The sequence below is a fragment of the Wenzhouxiangella marina genome, from assembly GCF_001187785.1.
Taxonomy (GTDB): domain Bacteria; phylum Pseudomonadota; class Gammaproteobacteria; order Xanthomonadales; family Wenzhouxiangellaceae; genus Wenzhouxiangella; species Wenzhouxiangella marina.
Genome location: NZ_CP012154.1, coordinates 1563762 through 1578836 on the forward strand (window position 1 = coordinate 1563762; position 15075 = coordinate 1578836).

The 15075-nt window shown below is 65.9% G+C and carries 16 protein-coding genes; 8 read left to right on the plus strand and 8 right to left on the minus strand.

The window, feature by feature from the left end:
* Positions 1-25: 25 nt before the first annotated feature.
* From rsxC to WM2015_RS06530, 3 genes are all read right to left on the minus strand, one after another.
* A complete protein-coding gene (gene rsxC, locus WM2015_RS06520) occupies positions 26-1561 on the minus strand; it encodes an electron transport complex subunit RsxC (RefSeq protein ID WP_049725288.1) in 1536 nt (511 codons plus the stop codon).
* On the minus strand, positions 1558-2109 hold the full coding sequence (gene rsxB / locus WM2015_RS06525) for an electron transport complex subunit RsxB (RefSeq protein ID WP_049725289.1): 552 nt from the start codon (positions 2107-2109) through the stop codon (positions 1558-1560). The genes rsxC and rsxB overlap by 4 nt, the downstream gene beginning before the upstream one ends.
* A gap of 145 nt (positions 2110-2254) precedes the next feature.
* A complete protein-coding gene (locus WM2015_RS06530) occupies positions 2255-3226 on the minus strand; it encodes a hypothetical protein (RefSeq protein ID WP_049725290.1) in 972 nt (323 codons plus the stop codon).
* A 284-nt stretch (positions 3227-3510) separates the two neighbouring features.
* On the opposite strand from WM2015_RS06530, the gene WM2015_RS06535 reads away from it, so the two are divergent.
* Positions 3511-4143: a hypothetical protein gene (locus WM2015_RS06535; protein WP_049725291.1), complete on the plus strand. Its 633-nt coding sequence runs from the start codon at positions 3511-3513 to the stop codon at positions 4141-4143.
* Positions 4144-4583: 440 nt separating this feature from the next.
* On the opposite strand, the gene rsxA is transcribed toward WM2015_RS06535, so the two are convergent.
* Entirely contained in the window at positions 4584-5162 is a 579-nt protein-coding gene (gene rsxA, locus WM2015_RS06540) for an electron transport complex subunit RsxA (protein ID WP_049725292.1), read from the minus strand.
* A gap of 24 nt (positions 5163-5186) precedes the next feature.
* A complete protein-coding gene (gene metG / locus WM2015_RS06545; protein WP_049725293.1) occupies positions 5187-7217 on the minus strand; it encodes a methionine--tRNA ligase in 2031 nt (676 codons plus the stop codon).
* A 122-nt stretch (positions 7218-7339) separates the two neighbouring features.
* Between metG and apbC the strand changes: the two genes are divergently transcribed.
* Together apbC and dcd are read left to right on the plus strand one after the other, a co-directional pair.
* Positions 7340-8419: an iron-sulfur cluster carrier protein ApbC gene (gene apbC, locus WM2015_RS06550; protein ID WP_049725294.1), complete on the plus strand. Its 1080-nt coding sequence runs from the start codon at positions 7340-7342 to the stop codon at positions 8417-8419.
* A gap of 79 nt (positions 8420-8498) precedes the next feature.
* Positions 8499-9068, plus strand: coding sequence for a dCTP deaminase (dcd, locus tag WM2015_RS06555; protein ID WP_049725295.1), 570 nt, complete (start codon positions 8499-8501; stop codon positions 9066-9068).
* An 18-nt stretch (positions 9069-9086) separates the two neighbouring features.
* On the opposite strand, the gene WM2015_RS06560 is transcribed toward dcd, so the two are convergent.
* Positions 9087-10187, minus strand: a complete 1101-nt coding sequence (locus WM2015_RS06560) for a S1C family serine protease (protein WP_049725296.1) — start codon at positions 10185-10187, stop codon at positions 9087-9089.
* Positions 10188-10487: 300 nt separating this feature from the next.
* Between WM2015_RS06560 and petA the strand changes: the two genes are divergently transcribed.
* From petA to WM2015_RS06585, 5 genes are read left to right on the plus strand one after another with little or no spacing between them, the layout of a single operon-like run.
* Complete coding sequence (gene petA / locus WM2015_RS06565; protein WP_049725297.1) at positions 10488-11114, plus strand: ubiquinol-cytochrome c reductase iron-sulfur subunit; 627 nt, start codon at positions 10488-10490, stop codon at positions 11112-11114.
* A gap of 1 nt (position 11115) precedes the next feature.
* On the plus strand, positions 11116-12360 hold the full coding sequence (locus tag WM2015_RS06570; RefSeq protein WP_049725298.1) for a cytochrome b: 1245 nt from the start codon (positions 11116-11118) through the stop codon (positions 12358-12360).
* Positions 12360-13097, plus strand: a complete 738-nt coding sequence (locus tag WM2015_RS06575; RefSeq protein ID WP_049725299.1) for a cytochrome c1 — start codon at positions 12360-12362, stop codon at positions 13095-13097. Before WM2015_RS06570 ends, WM2015_RS06575 begins: the two co-directional genes overlap by 1 nt.
* Before the next feature lie 46 nt (positions 13098-13143).
* Complete coding sequence (locus WM2015_RS06580; RefSeq protein ID WP_082169868.1) at positions 13144-13755, plus strand: glutathione S-transferase N-terminal domain-containing protein; 612 nt, start codon at positions 13144-13146, stop codon at positions 13753-13755.
* A gap of 11 nt (positions 13756-13766) precedes the next feature.
* Entirely contained in the window at positions 13767-14177 is a 411-nt protein-coding gene (locus WM2015_RS06585) for a ClpXP protease specificity-enhancing factor (protein WP_049725301.1), read from the plus strand.
* 24 nt (positions 14178-14201) lie between these two features.
* Here the strand turns inward: WM2015_RS06585 and WM2015_RS06590 are convergent, their stop codons facing one another.
* Both WM2015_RS06590 and WM2015_RS06595 read right to left on the minus strand, forming a co-directional pair.
* On the minus strand, positions 14202-14522 hold the full coding sequence (locus WM2015_RS06590; protein WP_049725302.1) for a DUF3301 domain-containing protein: 321 nt from the start codon (positions 14520-14522) through the stop codon (positions 14202-14204).
* Positions 14523-14525: 3 nt separating this feature from the next.
* Positions 14526-15059 (minus strand): Smr/MutS family protein, encoded by a 534-nt coding sequence (locus WM2015_RS06595; RefSeq protein ID WP_049725303.1) that lies wholly within the window; start codon positions 15057-15059, stop codon positions 14526-14528.
* Positions 15060-15075 lie beyond the last annotated feature (16 nt).

A 15075-nucleotide genomic window follows, 5' to 3' on the forward strand; every position in this document is an offset into this window, starting at 1 on the left:
TGATGGGGGGGGCGTTCGCGGCGAATCAGTCGGCGCCGCGCTTGCGGGCTCGGGCCCGTTCGATGGCGGCCTGGATTTCATTCCTGGCCTGATCGCCCTGGGCAAGCTTCTGGCGCCGGCGCTCGCGTCGTGCTTCGCGTTCGGCTTCCTCGATGGCCAGGCGCTTCTCGCGCGCTTCGTGCCGGCGGCGCGCCAGGGCCGCGCGGCGCTGGTCGAGGAGCTGGATGCGTCGTTCGGCCTTGCCGTGACGATACCAGTCGACCAGGGGAATCTGGCTCGGGCAGACCTGGGCACAGCAGCCGCATTCGATGCAGTCGAACAGATCGAGTTCGGCGGCGGCTTCCAGGCGCTCGCCCTCGATCAGGCGGTAGAGCTGCTGGGGCAGCAGGCGCGCCGGGCAGACGCGGACGCATTCGCCGCAGTTGATGCAGGGCATGACGGGCCGGCGTGGCTGAAGCTCGGCCTCGGTCAGGGCGAGCAGGCAGTTCGTGCCTTTCGTGACCGGGATCCGGTCCGACACCAGCGCCGTGCCGGACATGGGCCCGCCCAGGATCAGCCGCGTGCAATCGTCGCTCAGGCCGCCGGCCGTCTCGAGCAGGTGAGCGATCGGCGTGCCGATCCGGGCGATCAGATTGCAGGGGCTCGCGATGCCGGGACCGGTCACCGTGACGATGCGTTCGGTCAAGGGCAGCCCGAGTACCACGGCATCGTGTGCAGCCGCCGCCGTGGCCACGTTGTGCACCAGCACGCCCAGGTCCTGGGGCAGGCCATCGAAGGGGACTTCGCGGCCGGTCAGAACCTGGATCAGCTGGCGTTCGCCGCCCTCGGGGTAGAGGCTGGGCACTTTGACCAGGCGCATGGGCAGACCGGCCTCGACCCCCGCCATCGCCCGGTGCAGCCGCGATTCGGTCTCTCTCAGCGGGTCCTCGATGGCCAGGATCAGTTCCCTGGCACCGCAGGCGCGAGCGAGAATCTGCCCGCCCAGCACGATGGCCTCGGCGCGGCTTCTCATCAGGGCTTCGTCGCAGGCGATCCAGGGCTCGCATTCGGCGCCATTGAGGATCAGGGTGTCGAGCGAGTCCCAGTCGCCGCGCAGCTTGGCCGCCGTCGGGAAGGCCGCCCCACCCAGCCCGGCCAGACCCGCGTCGCGCAGCTGGTCCACCAGGCGATCCCGATCGAGGCTTTGCCAGTCATCGAGGGGGCGAGGCTCGGCGGCGCGATCTTCGCCGTCGGCGATCAGGCTCAGGCAGGGTAGTTCATGGCCGGGTGGCCAGACAGCCGGCCTGAACTCGACCGGCCCGATCCGTCCCGAGGTCGGGGCATGGGTGGTCAGCTCGAAATCGCTGCTCGCCTGGATCAGGACCTCGCCGCGAGCGACTCGATCCCCTTCCCTGACGCAGGCCTCGACGGGCTGACCCCGTCGGTCGACCAGGGGCAGGTACAGGCGCTCGGGCAAGGGTGCTCTTGCCGGTGGTGATTCACAGGCGGCCGTCTTGTGGTGGTCCAGACGGAGCCCGCCGGGAAAGGCATGCAGCGGCGCGTCGAGGATCGAGTCGCTCATGCCAGGCTCATGGGAATGCGTCGATCAGCGCCCGGGCGGGGCGGACGGTAGGCCTGGGATTTCGGCAGCAGGTCGATGCAATCGACGGGGCAGGGTGGCAGGCAGAGTTCGCAGCCGGTGCACTCGGCCTCGATCACCGTGTGCATCTGGCGAGCCGCACCGAAGATCGCGTCCACGGGGCAGGCCTGGATGCAGAGCGTGCAACCGATGCAGCGGTCTTCGTCGATGCGAGCGATCACCGGCGCCTTGTGTTCTCCGCGGCTCTCGTCGAGGGGCTTGGGGTCGACCTGGAGCAGTTCGGCCAGGGCCTGGATGCCGGCTTCGCCACCGGGCGGGCACTGGTTGATCTCGGCCTCGCCGTCGGCGATCGCCTGGGCGTAGGGGCGGCAGCCCGGGTAGCCGCATTGGGCGCACTGGGTCTGCGGCAGGATCCGGTTGATCTCCTCGACCAGGTCCCCTTCATCCGGCCGCAGCCGACGGCCCAGCCAGAGCAGCAGGACACCCACCAGGGTCACCAGGGCAGTCAGGGTCAGCAGCGGGGACAGCATCGAGCGGGCATCCGTGAGCGCGCGCAGAACATGAGGCGCATGATACCCCCGGCGCCCGGTGCAGCGGTCGACGTGGTCCGAATCGAGTTCGCCGTGGCCGAGGGTGACAGCGATGGGCCGTCATCGCTCGAGTTCCAGGTCGAACTCAGCGCCCGAGTCGGCTCAATCGGGACCGCAGATAATTGTGAAAGACCAGATACCAATCGTAATGAATGGGACTCGTCGTCTGGCGGATGGCATCGGCAAGCGATGTCGGCGAGTTGCACAATTGCCCGAACTGGAACTTCTGCAAACAGTAGCGGATGACGATCGGATGGTATTCGCCGACACAGCCGTCGGTTTCCGAGCAGATCAGGGTCAAAGCGACATCGCTGATGATGTGCGGGGCAATGAATCTGAACTCTGGAGCGCTCAGCCTCTCCGAATCAATAAGCCCTCTGTCTGCAATCACCCCAAGAAGGTTTGCAACGCCTCCTTCATCCAGGCGGTCCAGGGACGAACGCAACAAGCGGATGGACCCGTCCACCAGGGCCTCCGAGACGCCGAACTCGTCGACCTCGGAAGCAAGCTGACTTCTTTCATCTTCAGGGTTCCAGTCGTCGCTCAAAGACTGCTCGAGGGCATCCAACGTCGCCAGACTCGCTTCCAGATCGACATTGCCGCAGAACTGGGCCAGCCTAAGGGTTCCATTGGCGAACTCGGAGTTCAATCCAAGGCTGGCCAGTTGCTCGCCAGGAACACGGCTCATCGACCGGGCCTGTTGGCAGGGAGCCGACCACAGGATCACGTTCTCCCTGAATTGCCTTTCGGTCCAGCCGAAGTGCTTCGCTGCGTCGCGAAGGAATTGCGTCGCGGTCGGAGCGGATGAAAGGGCCGGGCGACCGGGCTCCGGAGTCCTGGTGGCAGGCTCCGGCAGGTCGTCCCTTTTCCCTGCGGGCTCGCCGAAGGAACCGGAATCGGCCGGATGAGCTTCATCAGCGCCGCTGGCTTCCGCGAGCGGGGCTCGAGCACCGCCCCTCGGATCCGATAACTGCCAATCCCGGGTCTTCCAGCCGTGGAAAAGAGTAACGGCCAGAACGATCATGGCGACGATGCTCAGAGTCATGAATCGCTTCATGGGAAGTTGCTTCTCGCCGTTCGAGTGGGCTGGGTCGTGCTGCGCCTGCGCTTGACCTGGCACCGCAGGCAGCCCGGTTCTTTGGAGAGCGCCAGGAGCTGGTCGACAGTGTACGGTGTGCCGGTGCTCCTGGGGCCCCAGGTTCGGCTCGGCCGCCGGGCAGGGTGCAGGGCGCGTATCATTGATCGGTATTCAGGCGACGGCACGGGCCTCGGCACTGGGCCGCTCCGGGCTCGTGAGCCTGCCCGCTCCGGCGACCTGGCTCCTGGAAGAAGGAGGAATGCATGCAGAGGAAATTCGTCTGGATCGTGGTGATCGCCGCCGCCCTCTGGCTGACCTGGCCCGCCCGATTCGAAGCCGGCTACAGCGAGACCCTGGCCAGCCTCGGCTTGCCGGCGCCCCGACCGGGCGCCGGGCCGAGCATCGAGGAGCCGCCTTTGCAGCGACTGTTCGAGAGTCCCCAGGCCTTCCGGGCCGAGGATCTCGAAATCCGCCTTCGGGCCGAGTTCCAGGTGGCGGCCCGCATTCTGTCCAGGCGTGATTACCGCGGCGACAACTGGGCATCGCTGGCGCCGATCGATCTGGCGCTCGGCTGGGGGCCGATGTCCGATCCCGAGGTGCTCGAGCAGATCGAGATCAGCCAGCGAGGCCGCTTCTATTTCTGGCGTGTGGACCAGTTTCCCATTCCGCGGGCACAGATCGAGCAGTCGTCGGCGAACATGCATCTGATTCCGGGCAGCCCCGAACTGTTCGAACGGCTCAAGACCGTGGAAGCGAGTGATCGAATCCTGCTGCGCGGATTTCTCGTCGATATCGACCGTGACGATGGCTACTACTGGCGCACCTCGACGCGTCGCACGGACACGGGAAATGGCGCCTGCGAGTTGCTGCTGGTGACTGATTTCGAGCCGCTCTAGCCCTCGTTGGTCATGAGCAATGAGGGTTAGGGAACCTCTGAACAAGTCTACGCGGGCGCGACGGCGCCTTTGCGGGAGGCTCCGGCTTGGCTTGGGCGAGCGCCGTTTCGTGCCAGGTGCGGTTTGCCGAAGGCAAGAAGCGCCTGGTGACGAAACGATCAGCGCGTGTGGTTTGGTCATTCCAAATGAGCGAACCCAAACGAGACGGAGGCCCCGCAAAGGCCCGTCCCGTATGGGTTTCGCCGGAGAAGCCGCATCTCGAACGTTGCGCCACTCGGCCGTAACGCGCTGATCGTTCTTCCGGCAGGCACTTCTTGCCCTACGGGCAAACCGTACCTGCCTGCAGAACGGCGCTACGGCTACTGTCACTCGTGTCGCACCGCACGATCTGCGGCTTCTCCGACTGAAACGCGCTCCGCGTAGACTTGTTCAGAGGTTCCTTAGAGCTTGGCGAAGCCGGTGAAGCCCATGAAGGCCAGGGCCATCAGGCCGGCGGTGATCAGGCCGATCGGCGCGCCACGGAAGCTCTCGGGGACGTCGGCCAGGGCCAGGCGTTCGCGGGCGGCGGCCAGGGCCACCAGCACGGCTCCGAAACCGAGCGCCGCGCCGAAGCCGTAGACGGCCGATTCGACCAGATCGTGCTGTTCGCGCAGATTGAGCAGGGCCACGCCGAGCACGGCGCAGTTGCTGGTGATCAGGGGCAGGTAGATGCCGAGCACCCGATGCAGCAGGGGCGCGGAATGGCGCAGGACGAGTTCGGTGAGCTGGACCAGGGCCGCGATGACGACGATGAAGGCCACCGTGGACAGATAGTTCAGGCCCAGCGGCTCGAGCACCCACTGGGAAAGAAGGTAACTGGCCACCGAGGACAGCGTCAGCACGAAGGCGGTGGCCACGGCCATGCCCGCCGCCGATTCGACGCTGCCCGAAACGCCGAGGAAGGGGCACAGGCCGAGGAACTGGATCAGTACGAAGTTGTTGACCAGGGCCGCCGAGACGATGATCAGGAGCAGGTCCATGCGTCGATGCGCCGGGCGGCGGACTCAGCTCACCTTCATGCCCGGCGTGGCACCGCTGTCCGGGCTGAGGAGATAGGGCTTGCCGCCGCCCTCGCTGGCGGCCAGCACCATGCCCTCGGACACCCCGAAGCGCATCTTGCGCGGCGCCAGGTTGGCCACCATGACGGTCAGGCGGCCTTCCAGCTCCGCCGGGTCGTAGTGCCCGCGGATGCCGGCGAAGACCTGGCGGGTCTCGTTACCCAGGTCCAGCTCCAGGCGCAGCAACTTGTCGGCGCCTTCGACCAGTTCGGCCCGGGCGATCCGCGCCACGCGCAGATCCACCTTGGCGAAGTCCGGGAATTCGATCATGTCCGTTTCCTCCTTCTCGTCTTCAGGCGCGGATGCTGCCGGCTCGGAGGCCGCTGCGGCCAGCGATTCCCTGCTGGCCTCGAGGACCCGTTCGATCTGCTCCGCCTCGATTCGCTTCATCAGTGGCTTGAACTTGTTGATCGGATGATCCAGCAGTGGCTGGCAGGCCGAGTCGAAGTCGTTCAGTGGGGTCCCGAGGAACTCCGCGGCTTCGGCGGCGGTGGCCGGGATGACCGGCTGCAGCCAGATCATCATCGTCCGGAACAGGTTGAGGCCCTGGGTGCAGATGGCCAGCACTTCGGCTTCGCGACCGTCTTCCTTGGCCAGCACCCAGGGCTTGTGCTCGTCGATGTAGCGATTGGCCTCGTCGGCGAGAGCCATGATGCGGCGGATGCCCATCTGGAAATTGCGCGATTCGAACTCGGCGGCAATGGACTCATGGGCATCGACGAAGCGCTGGAAGAGCTCGGGCTCGGGCAATTCGGCCGCCAGGCGGCCGCCACCGAACTTGTGGACGAAGCCGGCCGAGCGCGACGCGATGTTGACCAGCTTGCCGACCAGATCGGCATTGACCCGAGCGCGGAAGTCCTCCAGGTTCAGGTCGATGTCGGCCAGTCCGGGTCCGAGCTTCGCCGCGAAGTAGTAGCGCAGCGTGTCGGCGTTGATGTGGTCCAGCCAGGTCCGGGCCTTGATGAAGGTGCCGCGGGACTTGGACATCTTGGCGCCATTGACGGTCAGGAAGCCATGGGCATGCACGGCGGTGGGGCGGCGCATTCCGGCGCCCTCGAGCATGGCGGGCCAGAACAGGCAGTGGAAATAGACGATGTCCTTGCCGATGAAATGGTGCATTTCCGTGCCGCTGTCGGGCCGTGTCCATTCATCGAAGTCCAGGCCTTCGCGCTCGCAGATTTCCTTGAAACTGGCGAGGTAGCCCACCGGCGCGTCCATCCAGACGTAGAAATACTTGTCGGACTGGCCAGGGATCGGAAAGCCGAAATAGGGCGCGTCGCGGGTCACGTCCCAGTCGCGCAGCGGCTCATCGAGCCACTCGTTGAGCTTGTTGGCCACTTCGTCCTGCAGGGCGCCCGAGCGGACCCAGGTCTTCAGGCTGGCCCGGAACTGCTCGAGGGAGACGAAGAAGTGTTCGGTCTGCTTCAGGACCGGGGTGGCGCCGGAGAGCACCGAGCGTGGGTCGACCAGTTCGGTCGGATCGTAGGTGGCGCCGCAGGCCTCGCAGGAGTCGCCGTACTGATCGTCGGCGCCGCACTTGGGGCACTGGCCACGGATGAAGCGATCCGGCAGGAACATGTTGCGCTCCGGATCATGGAACTGCTCGATGCTGCGTGAGGTGACGGCGCCGGCCGCGTCCAGCGCCTGCCAGATGCGCTCGACCAGGGCCTGATTGGTCGGGGTATGGGTCGACGAGAAATTGTCCTGGGACAGTCCGAAATCGGCGAAGTCGCGCTGATGCTCGGCGCTCATCTCCTCGATCAGGGCTTCCGGGCTGATGCCGCGCTTCTCGGCGTGCAGCATGATCGGGGTGCCGTGGGCATCGTCGGCCCAGGCGAACCAGACCTCATGGCCTCGCGCACGCTGGAAGCGCGTCCAGATGTCGGTCTGGATGTACTCGAGCATGTGGCCGAGATGGATCGAACCATTGGCGTAGGGCAGGGCGGCGGTGATCAGCAGGCGACGCTTGTCGGTCATGGCGTAGGGCTTGGCTTCGGGCCGAATTCTGGAGCAGGCCGAATTATCGCACGGGTGTCGACTGGAACCAGCACCTCAATCGGTACAATGCCGGCTTCGATTCATTCCGATCCGGTGCCCGCATGTCCGACGCGCTTCAATCCGAACTCCAGGCCCGCCTCAGTGCCCTGGTCGACCCTCACACGGGTCAGCCCTTCGCGGAGCAGATCCGCCTCAGTCTGCGCGGTGACCGCGCCGCTGTCCGGGTGCAGTTGTCCTACCCGGCCGCGGGCTGGCATGCGGCGCTGGTCGAGATGATCGAGGGCGCGCTCTGCCATGACGGCCAGGTGTCCGCCGTGACCGTCGAGATCGATACGGAGCTCGTCGCCCACGCGGTTCAGGATGGGCTCAGTCCCCTGCCGGGTGTCGGCAACGTCATCGCCGTGGCCTCGGGCAAGGGCGGAGTGGGCAAGTCGACGGTGGCCGCCAACCTCGCCCTCGCGCTGCAGGCAGAGGGGGCGCGGGTCGGCGTGCTGGATGCCGACATCTACGGCCCCAGCCAGCCCCGCATGCTGGGCCTGGAAGGCAAGCCGCAGACCACGCCCGACCGGCGCATCCTGCCGATGCGTGCCCATGGCCTCCAGGTCATGTCGATCGGCGTGCTGGTCCAGGTCGATCAGGCGATGATCTGGCGCGGGCCGATGGCGACCCAGGCCCTGCAGCAGATGGTGTCCGAGACCCAGTGGAGCGATCTGGACTACCTGATCGTCGATCTCCCGCCGGGCACCGGTGACATTCAGCTGACCCTGGCCCAGCGCATTCCGGTGGCGGGGGCGGTGACCGTCACCACACCCCAGGACGTGGCCGTCGACGATGTGCGACGCTCGGTGGCGATGTTCAACAAGGTGCGCGTGCCCGTGCTGGGCCTGATCGAGAACATGAGCACCCACGTCTGCTCGAACTGCGGGCATGAAGAGGCGATCTTCGGTCGCGGCGGCGGTCAGCGCATGGCCGAAGAGGCGGGCCTGAGCCTGCTCGGCGAAATCCCCCTGGATGCTGGCCTCGGTCGCTCGACCGACACCGGCGCGCCGATCGTGGCCGCGGACCCGGAGCACCCGGTGGCGCAACGATTCCGGGACATTGCCCGCCGGGTCGGCGCGCGTCTGTCCCTGCAGGCCCGCAACCAGACCATTCGCATGCCGAAGATCCGCATCGTCGAATGAAGCGGCCGGTTCCTGACCCCCGGCCTTCCGGTAGAATGCGGGTCCGCCAATCAACCGTCCAGGACACAGGGAGTCAACGGTGAGCATCAAGTCCGACCGCTGGATTCGGCACATGGCCGAAACCCATGGGATGATCGAACCCTTCGAGCCCGGCCAGGTGCGCTCGGCCGAGGACGGTCGGCGCGTGGTCTCCTACGGCACCTCCAGCTACGGCTACGATGGCCGTTGCGCCGATGAGTTCAAGATCTTCACGAACATCAACTCGGCGGTGGTGGACCCGAAGGAGTTCGACGAGTCGAGCTTCGTCGATTTCAAGGGCGACACCTGCATCATTCCCCCGAACTCCTTCGCCCTGGCGCGCACCGTCGAATACTTCCGGATCCCGCGCAACGTGCTGACGATCTGCCTGGGCAAGTCGACCTATGCGCGCTGCGGGATCATCGTCAACGTGACACCGCTCGAGCCCGAATGGGAAGGTCACGTGACCCTGGAATTCTCCAACACCACGCCCTTGCCGGCGCGCATTCACGCCAACGAAGGCGTGGCCCAGTTCCTGTTCCTCGAATCCGACGAGGCCTGCGAGACCTCGTATGCCGACCGGGCGGGCAAGTACCAGGGCCAGCGGGGCGTGACCCTGCCCAAGGCCTGAATCGCCGGCGCGGCCCGTTCAGCGAGTGCCGAGCGGCGGTTGCTGGATGACGTCGACGCTGGTGGTGAAGAGCTGGCGCCCCCGAACGACCTCGAATTCGATGCTGCTGCCGGGGGTTCGCTGGGAAATCAGCAGGGTCAGCTCCCTGGCGCTCGAGACCGCATCGCCATCGGCGCTGATCAGGATGTCACCGGGACGCAGACCCGCCTCCCAGGCCGGACTGCCGGCCGCCGCTCGCGCGACGCGGGCGCCGGTGACCGTCCGCTCACCGAGCTGCAGGGCCAGCGAGAGGTCCATGAGATCCACGCCGATCCAGCCGCGCTGGACCTGACCGTACTCGACGATCTGGGTCATGATCTGGCTGGCCAGCGGTGCAGGGATGGCGAAGCTGATGCCCTGGGCGCCGATCGACTGACTGAGGGAGGCGGAGTTGATGCCGACGACCTGGCCCGCGGGGTTGACCAGGGCGCCGCCGCTGTTGCCCGCGTTGATCGCCGCATCGGTCTGGATGAAGTCCTCGAAGGTGGTCAGGTTGAGCTGGCCACGACCCGTGGCGCTGACGATGCCCATCGTGACCGTGTGACTCAGGCCGAAGGCGTTGCCGATGGCCAGCACGACGTCGCCGGTTCGCAGATTGGCGTCCGTGGCCAGGCTGGCCGCCGGCAGGTTGTCCATCTCGATCTTGAGCACGGCCAGATCCGTGCCCGGATCGCTGCCGACCACGCGAGCCTCGGCGATGCGTCCGTCGAACAGGGCGACGACGATGTTGTCGACGTCGGAGATGACGTGGCGAGTGGTCAGGATCAAACCGTCGGGCGACACGATCACCCCCGACCCCAGGCCTCGTCGGGGCAGGGTGACGGTACGCTCCTGGTAGAGCGCCCGGTACAGGGGGTCCGAGAGATTCTCGAACAGGGGCTGGGTCACCAGGGTCCGGGTGTAGATGCTGACCACCGAGGGCGCCGTGGCGTTGACCGCGTTGGCATAGCTATGGGGCGCCGAGGGCGCAGCCGCCGGTTCGAGGGCAGGCAGCAGATCCGGTCGCAGGTAGACGGCGACGAATGCGACGGCCAGGCCCAGCACGATGAACTGCGCGATGAATTGGAAGATCTTGATCAAATCGGTGGCGTCCCCAGGGGCGCGAGGGTTTCGGGCTCCGCTGCAGGCGCCGGATCGACGACCCTCGATGAGCCGCAAAGCGGTCACCAGCGCTTACAGAAGGCCAGTATAATTGTGATAACCCTTAATTTTTCGCTAAAATAACGGATTGAGTTCTCGTAGTGTCCGGCCGCGGGTGCGATATCGACCATCGCAGCCTCCCTGTTTCGAGGGTCCGAGCCGGGCTCGTGGATTGCAATGTTCGTCAGGCGCGGCAGGACATGCCGACCTGACCCAGACTCGTTAGCTCGGGAGTATTTCATGTCCGAAACCGATTCACCTGATTCCATCCAGCCGCAGACCGACCAGTCGCGTCGCCGCCTGCTGCTGGCCGGCACCGGCATCGTCGGCGCCGTGGGTGCAGGCCTGGCAGCCTGGCCGTTCGTCGCCTCCTGGAAGCCGAGCGCCAAGGCGCGCATGGTCGGCGCTCCGGTCGAAGTCTTCATCGGCGACCTCGAGCCGGGCCAGATGACCCGCGTCCAGTGGCGCGGCCAGGCCATCGGCATCATGCGCCGCACCGAGCGGATGCTCGCCGAGCTCGAGGGCCTGGGCGATCGCCTGCGTGATCCGGGTTCCGACGTGACCGGCCAGCAGCCCGAGTACGCGAAGAACACCTACCGGTCGATTCGCCCTGAAATCCTCGTGCTGAACATCCACTGCACGCACCTGGGCTGCGTGCCCGAGCTGCGTCCCGAGATCGAGGCCCAGCCCTTCGACCAGAACTGGAAGGGTGGGTTCTACTGCCCCTGCCACAAGTCGACCTTCGACCTGGCCGGTCGCGTGTTCCGTGGCGTGCCGGCGCAGCTGAACCTGCTCGTGCCGCCCTATCACTTCATCGATGAGGATCGCATCGTCGTCGGTGTCGATCCGGAACAAGGAGTTGCCTGACATGGCCAAGCCCGCCAGTACCCTGAGCAAGAGCGTCGACTCTCTCTACCAGTGGGTCGATCAGCGACTGCCGGTCACCGATTTCTGGAAATCGCACGTCAGCGAGTACTACGCGCCGAAGAACTTCAATGTGATGTACTTCTTCGGTTCGCTGGCCCTGCTGGTCCTGGTCAACCAGATCCTGACCGGGATCTTCCTGACCATGCACTACAAGCCCGACGCCGCCCTGGCCTTCGGTTCGGTCGAATACATCATGCGCGACGTCGAGTGGGGGTGGCTGATCCGCTACATGCACTCCACCGGCGCCTCGGCCTTCTTCGTGGTCGTCTACCTGCACATGTTCAGAGCCCTGATGTACGGCTCCTACCAGAAGCCGCGCGAACTGGTCTGGATCCTGGGCATGCTGATCTACCTGGTGCTGATGGCCGAGGCCTTCATGGGCTACGTGCTGCCCTGGGGCCAGATGTCCTACTGGGGTGCCCAGGTGATCGTGTCCCTGTTCGGTGCCATTCCCGTGGTCGGGGACGCCCTGGTCGAGTGGATCCGTGGGGACTACTACATCGCCGACGCCACCCTGAACCGCTTCTTCGCCCTGCACGTGATCGCGCTGCCGCTGGCGCTGCTGATGCTGGTGGTGCTCCACCTGGCCGCGCTGCACGAGGTCGGCTCGAACAATCCGGACGGCGTCGACATCAAGAAGAACAAGGATGAAGCCGGCCGCCCGCGTGACGGCATTCCGTTCCACCCGTACTACACGGTGAAGGACATCTTCGGGGCCGGCATGTTCCTGCTGCTGTTCGCCTTCATCATCTTCTATGCACCGGAGATGGGTGGCCTGTTCCTGGAGCCGGACAACTTCGCGCCGTCGAACCCGCTGGTGACGCCTCAGCACATCGTGCCGGTCTGGTACTTCACGCCCTACTACGCCATTCTGCGCGCCGTGCCGGACAAGCTGCTGGGCGTGGTCCTGATGGGCGCGGCCATCGCGGTGCTGTTCCTGCTGCCGTGGCTCGATCGATCCAAAGTCCGCTCGATCCGCTACAAGGGCTGGGGCAGCAAGATCCTGCTGGCCGTGTTCGCCATCGGCTTCGTGCGTCTCGGCATGCTGGGCATGGGTTCCGGCACGCCGATCGAGACGCTCGAGTCGCGCATCTGGACCTTCGTCTACTTCGCCTTCTTCATCCTGTTGCCGGTGGTGACATCGATGGAGAAAACCAAACCGGTACCGGAACGGGTGACGAAATAATGAAACTTTCCAAGAGCTTCGTCGGCCTGCTGGCCGGCATGTTGGGGCTGACGGCCCAGGCGGCGGGCGGCGGTGACTATGACCACGCCAACGTCAACGTGCACGACATCGCCTCGCTGCAGCGCGGCGCGGCCATGTTCGTGAACTACTGCATGGGCTGCCACTCCGCCCAGTACATGCGCTACCAGCGCCTCAGCGAGGACCTCGAGCTGAGCGAGGAGGAGATCGAGCAGTTCCTGATCCTCGGCGACCAGGAAATCGGCGACTACATGAAGACCTCGATGCCCTACGAGCAGGCCACGGCCTGGTTCGGCAAGGCGCCGCCCGACCTGACCCTGACCGCCCGCTCGCGTGGTGAGGACTGGATCTACACCTTCCTGCGCAGCTACTACCTGTCCGACGAGGGCTGGAACAACACGGTGCTGGCGAACGCGGCCATGCCGAACGTGCTGTGGGAGCTGCAGGGCGTGCAGCGTCCGATCACCGAAACGGTGGTCGACGAGGCCGGCACGCCACACACGCAGGTCGTGTCCCTGGAGCTCGATCAACCGGGCATGATGAGCGAAGAGGAATTCGACGCGGCCGTTCGCGATCTCGTGGCCTTCATGAGCTACATGGCCGAGCCGGCCGTGCTCAAGCGCGAGCGCATGGGCGCCTGGGTGTTGCTGTTCCTCTCCCTGTTCACCTTCCTCTCCTACCTGCTCTATCAGGAATACTGGAAGGACGTGAAGAAGTGAGGCGGCGTCTCGTCCAGCTCACCGTAACAAGAGGGTCTTGAACATGATGGCGCTGTACTCTTCGGAGAATTGCCTGAACTGCCACCGGGTGCGTTTCGTGCTGGCGGAGAAGGGCATCAACGTGGAGATCATCCACGTCGAGCAGGATCGGGCGGCCACGGCCGACCTGGCCGAGCTCAACCCCTACGGTGAGACGCCGACTCTGGTCGATCGCGACATGGTGCTCTACGGCACCTGGGTGGTCACCGAGTACCTGGACGAACGCTACCCGCATCCGCCCTTGATGCCGGTGGATCCGGTGTCACGGTCCCGGCTGCGTCTGGCCATGTACCGGATGCACCGGGACTGGATCGAGGCCGGTCAGATCATCGAGACCTCCGGCGGCGAGAAGAAGGTGGCAGCGGCCAAGAAGCAGCTGCGTGACAGTCTGATCGCCGCCGACGATTTCTTCGGTCTGACCCCCTTCATCCTGAACGAAGAGCTGTCGCTGGCCGATTGCGCCCTGGTGCCGTTGCTGTGGCGTCTTCCGGCCTACGACATCAACCTGACGGTCAAGCAGGCTCCCAAGCTGAACCAGTACATGGAGCGCATGTTCCGTCGGGATTCCTTCCAGCGTAGCCTGACCGAGGCCGAGCGCCTGATGCGCGAGTCGGAATGAGTGAGGCCCCGATGCTGCCCAGTCGCCCGTACCTGTTGCGGGCGATGCACGAATGGATCGTCGATTCCGGATTGACTCCGCACCTGCTGATCAATGCCGACGACCCGGGGCTCCGGGTGCCGGACGCCGCTCGCCAGGACGATCGAGTCGTGCTGAACATCTCCCCCACGGCCGTTCGTGACCTGCTCATGGATGCCGATCTGGTGACCTTCGTGGCCCGTTTCGGCGGGGTGTCGCAGGCGGTGAGCGTGCCGATGGCGGCAGTCGAGGGAATCTATGCGCGCGAGAATGGACGCGGCATGATGTTTCCCGACGAAGAGGGGCTGGACAGCTCGCCGGAGTCGGACGGACGGTCGGAGGCCGAAGGCGACGACGGCCCGGAGCGCCCTCGCTCCCGGCCATCGCTGAAGGTCGTCAAGTAGCTCAGGGCCCGCCAACGCGGGCCCTCATTCCACCAGGTGCCCGCCGTCCTCGAGTTCGCCGCGCAGCGCGGCCAGGCGGTCTCCGAGCATCAGAACCTCACCGCGTCGCCGGCCGCCGCCATCGGGGCTGAATTCGAAGCGGTAGAGCCTGCGCCATTCCCATCGGCCGGACGCACGAGTCGGGCGCATGAAGGCCAGGGCCACGGTCTGGTCCAGCAATTGCCATTCCTGCTTCTGACAGAAGCGACGGGCGTGCTCCCGGGCCTGCTCGCGGGCGCGGTTGGCCGAGTACCACCAGAGACTGACGGCGGCGAGCAGTAGCAGGGCGGCAAAGGCGCTGTCCATCGTTCAGGCCACCTGGCGTAGCAGTACGTACACGGCGCCCGTGCCCCCGTCATGGGGGGGTGCGGAGGCGAAGGCGACCACGCGGTCGTGGCGGGCGAGGAGGCGGGCCGTGATCTGCTTGATCCGGGGCCCATCCGGGCCCGAACGCAGGCCCTTGCCATGGATGATCTTCACGCAGCTCAGACCGTCCCGGATCGCTTCCTTCAGGAACGCCCGAATCGTTGCCGCGGCGGCCTGGGTGTTCATCTGATGGAGGTCGATCTCGTCCTGGACGCGCCAGTGACCTCGGCGCAGACGATTGACCAGTCGGGGGCGCATGCCCGGACGGACCCATTGGAGCTCCTCGCCCGTCTCGACCGAGCTGAAGTCGAAATGGCCCGTGGCGAGCTCGTCCATGACCGCCGCCTCGTCGAGGCGACGCTGGGCCGGGACGGGGGAGGGTGGCGTGCCGCGTTGCGCGACGCGCTCATGGCGCACGCGGCGTACCTCGCCGACGGCGGAGCGGAACAGCTCGCGGTCTTCGTCATCGATGGCCATGCAAGCTCCTTTCGGA

What these genes read in the sequence shown, in the direction of transcription:
- petA (WP_049725297.1), top strand. Translation starts at nt 10,488, where the DNA reads ATGTCCGAAACCGATTCACCTGATTCCATCCAGCCGCAGACCGACCAG.
- WM2015_RS06530 (WP_049725290.1), bottom strand. Translation starts at nt 3,226, where the DNA reads ATGAAGCGATTCATGACTCTGAGCATCGTCGCCATGATCGTTCTGGCC.
- WM2015_RS06575 (WP_049725299.1), top strand. Translation starts at nt 12,360, where the DNA reads ATGAAACTTTCCAAGAGCTTCGTCGGCCTGCTGGCCGGCATGTTGGGG.
- WM2015_RS06570 (WP_049725298.1), top strand. Translation starts at nt 11,116, where the DNA reads ATGGCCAAGCCCGCCAGTACCCTGAGCAAGAGCGTCGACTCTCTCTAC.
- WM2015_RS06535 (WP_049725291.1), top strand. Translation starts at nt 3,511, where the DNA reads ATGCAGAGGAAATTCGTCTGGATCGTGGTGATCGCCGCCGCCCTCTGG.
- rsxA (WP_049725292.1), bottom strand. Translation starts at nt 5,162, where the DNA reads ATGGACCTGCTCCTGATCATCGTCTCGGCGGCCCTGGTCAACAACTTC.
- WM2015_RS06585 (WP_049725301.1), top strand. Translation starts at nt 13,767, where the DNA reads ATGCTGCCCAGTCGCCCGTACCTGTTGCGGGCGATGCACGAATGGATC.
- metG (WP_049725293.1), bottom strand. Translation starts at nt 7,217, where the DNA reads ATGACCGACAAGCGTCGCCTGCTGATCACCGCCGCCCTGCCCTACGCC.
- WM2015_RS06595 (WP_049725303.1), bottom strand. Translation starts at nt 15,059, where the DNA reads ATGGCCATCGATGACGAAGACCGCGAGCTGTTCCGCTCCGCCGTCGGC.
- rsxB (WP_049725289.1), bottom strand. Translation starts at nt 2,109, where the DNA reads ATGCTGTCCCCGCTGCTGACCCTGACTGCCCTGGTGACCCTGGTGGGT.
- apbC (WP_049725294.1), top strand. Translation starts at nt 7,340, where the DNA reads ATGTCCGACGCGCTTCAATCCGAACTCCAGGCCCGCCTCAGTGCCCTG.
- WM2015_RS06580 (WP_082169868.1), top strand. Translation starts at nt 13,144, where the DNA reads ATGGCGCTGTACTCTTCGGAGAATTGCCTGAACTGCCACCGGGTGCGT.
- WM2015_RS06590 (WP_049725302.1), bottom strand. Translation starts at nt 14,522, where the DNA reads ATGGACAGCGCCTTTGCCGCCCTGCTACTGCTCGCCGCCGTCAGTCTC.
- rsxC (WP_049725288.1), bottom strand. Translation starts at nt 1,561, where the DNA reads ATGAGCGACTCGATCCTCGACGCGCCGCTGCATGCCTTTCCCGGCGGG.